This is a genomic window from Alcanivorax sp. 24, from assembly GCF_004360225.1.
In the GTDB taxonomy this organism is placed as follows: domain Bacteria; phylum Pseudomonadota; class Gammaproteobacteria; order Pseudomonadales; family Alcanivoracaceae; genus Alloalcanivorax; species Alloalcanivorax xiamenensis.
The window spans coordinates 315,813-322,786 of the sequence record NZ_SNUA01000004.1 but is presented as its reverse complement, the minus strand read 5'-3'; the positions used below and the strand labels follow the sequence as shown (position 1 = coordinate 322,786).

Sequence of the window (6,974 nt, the reverse complement as noted above, 5' to 3'; positions counted from 1 at the left end):
AAGAAAACCCAGGCCTTGGTCATACTCGCCCGCAAACTCGCTCGTATCGCCTTTGCCCTGATGAAGCACAAAACCCTCTATCAATCGGAGGGCCAAATCGCTTGATCTCCAACATAGAATCTCCCACAGCGACTTTGTAGTGATGACCCCTGGATTTATGTCTACAGGCCCCGATACCCCGCCCGGTAATCCGGATAACGCAGGCGGTAGCCGCCTTCGGCGATAAACCGGCTGAACAGCCGCTTGCCGCCGGGCGGGGCCTCCTCCAGTGTCAGCGGCCAACCGTGCAGCTCGGCCAGATAGCGGTACACCGTCAGATTACTGACCGGATGGTTGTCGGTGCCCAGCACCACCGGTGACACCGTTTGCCCGGCCAGCCAACGCCTGGCCAGGGTGTGCAGCATGCCGACACAGTCGTCCCGGTGGATACGATTGGTCCACACCGGCGCTGGTGGCGCTTCCTGTCCCTGGCTGAGCCGTTCCACCTTGCGCAGCAGACGCGTGCGGCCCGGCCCATAGATACCCGAGAAACGTACCGCCGTGGACGGCGCCCGGGCACTGATGGCTTCCTCCGCCGCCAGCATCACCTGCCCGTTATAACGCCGCGGGGACGGCGAGGTGTCCTCGTCCACGTCCCCTTGCAGATCACCGTAAACCGCCGTGCTGGAGACAAACAGGGTCGGCGGCAATGGTTGGCGCTGCTCCAGGGCGTCCAGCAAACGGCCAGGCGCGGTCACATAAGCCTCCTGATAGCCGGCCTCGGAGTATTCCGACGGCGTCATCACGATCACCAACAGGTCCACCGGCTCCGGCGGCAGCACGGGGGTATCGCGAACCAGGTCCTGGGCATACACTTGGACCCCGCTGGGGGCCCGAGGACTCCGGCGAATGGCACTGATCCGGTGACCTTCGTCACTCAGCGCCCGCGCCAGGCCGCCGCCCAGATCTCCCAATCCGGCAATTAGGATATGGCTCATCGGTTTCCTCTTGGGCACAATGGTCACAATTGCCTCTACATATTATTGCCATGACGCTAACAGAACTTCGCTATCTGGTCGCTTTGGCTCGCGAGCGCCACTTCGGTCACGCCGCCCAGGTGTGCAATGTCAGTCAGCCCACGCTCAGCGCCGCCATCAAGAAGCTCGAGGAACAGCTGGGCATGCCCCTGTTCGAGCGCCGCCCACGGGAGGTGGTGGTCACGCCCCAGGCGGAGCCTATTGTGGCCCAGGCACAACGGGTACTGGAACAGGCCGATTTGCTGGAGCAAATGGCGATGAGCCAGCGCGACCAGCTCGGTTCGCCGCTGCGGGTGGGCGCCATCTTCACCGTGGCCCCTTATCTGTTCCCGACCCTGGTGCCACGGGTGCACTCGGAAGCGCCGGAGATGCCGCTGTTCATTGAGGAAAACTACACCCACGTGCTGCGCGGCAAACTGGAACGCGGGGAATTGGACGCCATCATCGTCGCCCTGCCGTTCTCCGGTGGCGGCCTGGTGCGGGCCAAGATGTACGAGGAATCCTTCTCCGTGCTGCTGCCGGCGAGCCATCCGTGGACCAAGCAGCAACACATTCGTCCTGAGCAGTTGCTGGACGAAACCCTGCTGCTGCTCGGCGAAGGCCACTGTTTCCGCGACCAGGTGCTGGAGCTGTGCCCGGCGATCAATTCCGAGCGCCAGCGCAATCTGGTGCAGATCGAGGGCGGCTCTCTGGAAACCCTGCGTCACATGGTCGCGTCCGGGTTGGGCATCACGGTGCTGCCGGATTCCGCGCTGTATCAGCACGGCTACGACAAAAGCACCTTCGCCGTGCGCCCGTTCACCGCACCGGTGCCGTCACGCACCATCGCCCTGGTCTGGCGGGACAGCTTCCCCCGGCCCAAGGCCATTGAGGTGCTGCGCCACGCGGTACCCCGCGAAGGCCTGGCGGCCTGAGACTGTCTCCGCGCCGCCGTCTCCCATTCACTGCGACGACATAGCGAGCAATGGCGGTATCACTGGCGGAAATGGGCCTGTCCCGGCTCAAGGGAGTCGGCCCCCGAGCCGCGGAGAAACTGGAACGTCTGGGTTTAAGGACGGTGGAAGATGTGATCTTCCACCTGCCGTTCCGTTACGAGGACCGTACCCGTATCACCCCCATCGGTGCTCTGCGCCCGGAACAAGGCGTGGTGATCGAAGGGGAGATCCTGGCCGCCGACGTGGTGTTCGGCAAGCGTCGCTCACTGCTGTGCAAGATCGCCGATGGCACAGGCCTGGTGTCCCTGCGCTTTTATCACTTCAGCGCCGCGCAAAAGAACAACCTGGAAAAGGGCCGCCCGATCCGGGTCTATGGCGAGCCCCGCCCCGGCGCCGCCGGCTTGGAGTTCTATCACCCCGAGTATCAGCTCGGCCCGGACCTGCCGCCGCTGGAGCGGGCGCTGACTCCGGTCTATCCCACCACCGAGGGCGTCAGCCAGCGGCAACTGCGCAATCTGGCCGGCCAGGCACTGGATATTCTGCGCGAGCATGTTCCCGAGGATCTGATTCCCGCTGACCTGTTGGATCAGCGACACCTGCCCAGTCTCGCCAGTGCTTTGGAAATGTTGCATCACCCGGGTCCCGAGGACCCGGTGGATCTGCTGCTGGACGGCAACCATCCGGCGGTGAAGCGCCTGGTGATGGAAGAAATGGTGGCGCACCAGTTGGGCATGCTGTCCAAGCGCGCCGGGCAGAAGACCCTGGCGGCCCCGGTTCTCGATGGTGACGCCCTGCTTCGCAAGCTACTGCAAAGCCTGCCGTTCGCGCTCACCGGCGCGCAGGACCGGGTGATCGAGGAGATTGGCGCCGATCTGCGCCGGGATCATCCCATGCTACGATTACTGCAAGGCGACGTGGGCTCGGGCAAGACGCTGGTGGCCGCGGCGGCGGCGCTGACCGCCATCGAGTCGGGCTATCAGGTGGCGTTGATGGCCCCCACCGAGTTGCTGGCGGAACAGCACCGGGCCAACTTCGAGCACTGGCTGGCGCCGCTGGGAATTCCGGTGCACTGGCTGGCCGGCAGCCTGGGCCAGAAGGCGCGCCGGGAAACCCTGGCGGCCCTGGCTGATGGCAGCGCCGCCATGGTGGTGGGCACGCACGCCTTATTCCAGGACGCGGTGGCCTTCCAGCGGCTCGGCCTGATCATCATCGACGAACAGCACCGCTTCGGCGTTCAGCAACGCCTGGCACTACGGGAGAAAGGCCGTTTCGGCAACCAGGTGCCACACCAGCTCACGCTCACCGCCACACCGATCCCCCGCACTCTGGCGATGAGTGTCTACGGCGATCTGGATACCTCGGTGATCGATGAGATGCCTCCCGGGCGCAAGCCGATTCAAACCCTGGTGTTACCCACTTCACGCCGTGATGATGTGATTGCCCGGATCCGCTCCGCCTGCCTGGAAGGCGCCCAGGCCTACTGGGTGTGCACGCTGATCGAGGAATCCGACGAGTTGCAGGCCCAGGCGGCGGAAGCGGCTTTCGAGACACTGCGCGAAGCGCTGCCGGAACTCAAGGTGGAGCTGGTACACGGCCGCCTGAAGGCAAAGGACAAAGCGCAGCGAATGGCGCGCTTCGCTGCTGGCGAAGCGCATCTTCTGGTGGCCACCACCGTTATCGAGGTGGGCGTGGACGTGCCCAATGCCACTCTGATGGTGATGGAGAACGCGGAACGTCTGGGGCTGGCGCAGTTGCACCAGCTCCGTGGCCGGGTGGGCCGGGGCGGAGGTCAGAGCTATTGCCTGCTGCTGTATCAAACCCCGCTGTCGCAGACCGCCAAGCGGCGCCTGGCGGTGATGCGGGAGACCACCGACGGCTTCGTCATCGCCGAGGAAGATCTGAAACTGCGCGGCCCCGGCGAATGGCTCGGCACGCGGCAGACCGGGGAGCTGGCCTTCCGCATCGCCGACCTGGTTCGCGATGAGGCCCTGATGGAGCCGGCTCGCGAGTTGGCCGAGACCTTGTTGGCACGCCACCCGGCGCGGGTGGAACGTTTGTTGCGCCGATGGCTCAACGGCGGCGAGGATTACGCGGATATTTAGACTGTATTCGCCGCCAAGGCAGCTTCCCACAGCGGCTCCGTAGCCCCTCCGTGGGAAGCTGCCTTGGCGGCGAATGATCGTCTCGATGCCTGATGGAGCACTAACGCTTAGATGGAAATAGTGCCGTCGTCCTTGGCGTCACTTTTTTCCGCCGGCCTGGTCAGTTCCCGCCAGCCGTCCTTGGCGGCCTCCCAAGCCTGACCGAAACGGCTCTTCGCCGCTTCCCAGTTTCCGCGCGTGGCCTCCTGAAGTTCGCTGTACTCCTTGCCCAGTTCCTCGCGCTGCTTCTTCAGGTTCTCCAGCGCCTGCTCCTTGTTCGCGCGGGCCTGCTCGGACAGAGTGTCCCAGCCCTCGTCCATGTCTTTCTGCAGCTCGTCGATGTTCTCATCGAGCATGTCGAGCCCCTGGCGAGCCGCCTCGAGAGCACGTTCCTTTTGCTCCACGCCGTAGTTGCGGATTTCCTGCCAGGTGTCGTTCAACTGCGCCTGAACGTTCTCCTGGTCAGGCTGCTTCACATTGGGGACGCCTTCGGTGGTGTCGCTTTGCGCCCAGCTCAGCGAGGTCGTCGCCACCATCAACGTCGCCGCCATCAAGAGGGAATGACGCATAAAAACTCTCCTATAGCACAGCCTCTATTGTGCCGATTTGCGCGGCGCTTTCGTGCAAAAGACTGTAAGAGCCTGTTCACGATCTTTACGCCACCGCGTTGCTGCTGGAAAAGCCGCCAGAGGGCGTCACGGACTGCAGGCTTTGGTGGGGCCAAAGGCAAAGGCCGGGGCGTCCTCTGGCGGCTTTTCCAGCGCAACCCGAAGGGCCGGGCCCCACTTTCTTTAGGTGGAGAGTCCGCCAGGCCATGATTACGCTTGTTCATGTAGACGGACTACATAGCACAATCGAAATCACGGCCTGACAAAAAATGAACTCCGGCGCGGTGGCGTAAAGATCGTGAACAGGCTCTTAGAGCCCGGGCTCATCTTTTCCCTCCGCTGGCATTACGGCACACTGGGCCTTCCGCAATCCTGACCAAGGACCTGGTTATGCGCCTGCTGCTCTCCTCCTTGATGTTCACGCTGTTCCTGACCGGCTGTGGTGACAGTGACGCGCCGGCCCGGCCCGATCAGACCACCCGACAAGACGCTCAGGAGACCACTTCGACCCCGCCCGATAAGCAACCCGCCGACCCCGCCGACCCCGCCGACCATGGCGGCGATACGCCGCTGGTATCGAAGCCGCAAACACTGGAACGGAAAAGCGAACCCTGCCCCGAGGATCCCTGTTCATCAGTGACGCTACAGTGGCTGACATTCCCCGAGGACCCGGCGCTCACCGAGGCTCTGGAAAATTCGCTCATCCACCAGCTGAGCAATGGCGAAGATGAAGGCGTGTCGTCTCTGGCCGAGGTCGCCGACCGTTTTCTCGCCGACGCCCGAAAAGCGGAGGTCGCGGACAGCTCGATCGGCTGGGAACTGACCTCCAAAGTGGCGGTGGGAGGCGAGTGGCGTGATATCGCCAACCTGCAATTGGAAACCTATGAATTCACCGGTGGCGCCCACGGTATGCCCGTGCTCCAGCTGCTCAACTGGGACCGTCGGGAGCTCCGCCGCATTGAGTTGGCGGACATCCTGCAACCGGGGAAAGAAGAGGCGTTCTGGGCCGAAGCCGCCAAGGCGCACGTTCGATGGCTGGAACAGGAAGCGCAGGCCGATGATGAGTTTCGCGACAACTGGCCGTTTCAGCAGACCGGCGATTTTGATATGACCTACGATGGTGTGGAGCTGCACTACAATGTTTACAGCATCGGCCCCTACGCCATGGGGCAGCCGGAACTGACCGTGCCCTGGAACAAATTGGATGGCCTGATTCGCGAGCGCTACCTGCCCTGATCGTTTTATCGCGGCCCAGGCCGCTTCCCACAGCGGTTCCATAGTTCCCTTTGTGGGAAGCGGCCTGGGCCGCGAATGCCCCTCTCATTCCGGCGATTGCCGGCACAGCTCCAGCCAGCGCTCGACGCCGGGGCTGCGGTATTTCTGCCGGTGCAGTACGAAATAGAACTCACGGCTGAAATCCCGCGCCGGCACGGTCAGGGGAACCAGGGAACCACGCCGGAACGCCTCGCGCAGTGACACCCGGGACAGACAACTGATACCCAGGCCGGCTTCCACCGCCCGTTTGATCGCTTCGGTGTGCTCCAGTTCGAGCAACAACTTCAGGCTGGACAGAAGGCCGTGCATGGCCCGCTCAAAGGTCTGTCGCGTTCCCGATCCGGTTTCGCGTACAATCCAGGTAGCGGTTAAAAGGTCTTCGTCGGATAGCGTTTCCTGTTTCGCCAGCGGGTGATCAGGAGCGCAGAACACCACCAGTTCGTCCTCTCGCCAGGGCAACAATTCCAGGTCGGTGTGGTTGATTTCCCCTTCGATCAACCCCATATCCAGATCGAAGGCCAGCACCCGGTCGACAATAGTGGCGGTATTCGCCACCTCCAGTTTCACCTGGGCCCCGGGCTGCTCCGCCATATACCGAGCCATGATATTCACCGCCAGGTAGTTACCAATTGTCAGTGTGGCCCCGACCTTGAGGCGCCCCAACTCCTGGTGAGCCTGCAAACCGGACTCCAGATCCCGGGCCTGCCCCAACAGAGCTTCCGCTCTGGGCCAAAGCTGACGCCCCAGTTCGTTGAGCCGCAGCTTTTTTCCGGCACGTTCAAACAGCTTGATGTCGAACTGGGCTTCCAGCTCCTTGAGAGCGCCGGAGGCGGCGGACTGAGACATGTTCAGATCCCGTGCCGCCCGGCTCACGTTCTCGTGATGGGCCACGGCGAGGAACACCTCCAGTTGTCGCAGGGTGTATCTCATCGTTATTACCAGGGTCGATATCAAATATCGGAATAACGCATTTTACCGATATGAGTAAAAGGGTTACAT

The 6,974-nt window shown here is 62.9% G+C and carries 6 protein-coding genes; 3 read left to right on the top strand and 3 right to left on the bottom strand.

Translation table 11 applies throughout. From position 1 onward, the window contains the following. Window positions 1–161 precede the first annotated feature (161 nt). Window positions 162–977: an NAD-dependent epimerase/dehydratase family protein gene (locus E0L37_RS08260; protein ID WP_133491270.1), complete on the bottom strand. Its 816-nt coding sequence runs from the start codon at window positions 975–977 to the stop codon at window positions 162–164. A 50-nt stretch (window positions 978–1,027) separates the two neighbouring features. Between E0L37_RS08260 and E0L37_RS08255 the strand changes: the two genes are divergently transcribed. Together E0L37_RS08255 and recG are read left to right on the top strand one after the other, a co-directional pair. Continuing rightward, window positions 1,028–1,930 (top strand): hydrogen peroxide-inducible genes activator, encoded by a 903-nt coding sequence (locus tag E0L37_RS08255; protein WP_133491269.1) that lies wholly within the window; start codon window positions 1,028–1,030, stop codon window positions 1,928–1,930. A 50-nt stretch (window positions 1,931–1,980) separates the two neighbouring features. After that, window positions 1,981–4,053, top strand: coding sequence for an ATP-dependent DNA helicase RecG (gene recG / locus E0L37_RS08250; RefSeq protein ID WP_133491268.1), 2,073 nt, complete (start codon window positions 1,981–1,983; stop codon window positions 4,051–4,053). Between the two features lie 107 nt (window positions 4,054–4,160). Here recG and E0L37_RS08245 read toward each other — a convergent pair whose 3' ends face one another. Continuing rightward, window positions 4,161–4,661, bottom strand: a complete 501-nt coding sequence (locus tag E0L37_RS08245; RefSeq protein ID WP_133491267.1) for a hypothetical protein — start codon at window positions 4,659–4,661, stop codon at window positions 4,161–4,163. A 429-nt stretch (window positions 4,662–5,090) separates the two neighbouring features. On the opposite strand from E0L37_RS08245, the gene E0L37_RS08240 reads away from it, so the two are divergent. Beyond that, window positions 5,091–5,936, top strand: a complete 846-nt coding sequence (locus E0L37_RS08240; RefSeq protein WP_133491266.1) for an RsiV family protein — start codon at window positions 5,091–5,093, stop codon at window positions 5,934–5,936. An 84-nt stretch (window positions 5,937–6,020) separates the two neighbouring features. Here the strand turns inward: E0L37_RS08240 and E0L37_RS08235 are convergent, their stop codons facing one another. Further along, window positions 6,021–6,905: a LysR family transcriptional regulator gene (locus E0L37_RS08235; RefSeq protein WP_133491265.1), complete on the bottom strand. Its 885-nt coding sequence runs from the start codon at window positions 6,903–6,905 to the stop codon at window positions 6,021–6,023. Between the last annotated feature and the right edge of the window lie 69 nt (window positions 6,906–6,974).

Coding starts and splice junctions, on each gene's coding strand:
- E0L37_RS08245 (WP_133491267.1), bottom strand. CDS start 4,661: ATGCGTCATTCCCTCTTGATGGCGGCGACGTTGATGGTGGCGACGACC.
- recG (WP_133491268.1), top strand. CDS start 1,981: ATGGCGGTATCACTGGCGGAAATGGGCCTGTCCCGGCTCAAGGGAGTC.
- E0L37_RS08240 (WP_133491266.1), top strand. CDS start 5,091: ATGCGCCTGCTGCTCTCCTCCTTGATGTTCACGCTGTTCCTGACCGGC.
- E0L37_RS08235 (WP_133491265.1), bottom strand. CDS start 6,905: ATGAGATACACCCTGCGACAACTGGAGGTGTTCCTCGCCGTGGCCCAT.
- E0L37_RS08255 (WP_133491269.1), top strand. CDS start 1,028: ATGACGCTAACAGAACTTCGCTATCTGGTCGCTTTGGCTCGCGAGCGC.
- E0L37_RS08260 (WP_133491270.1), bottom strand. CDS start 977: ATGAGCCATATCCTAATTGCCGGATTGGGAGATCTGGGCGGCGGCCTG.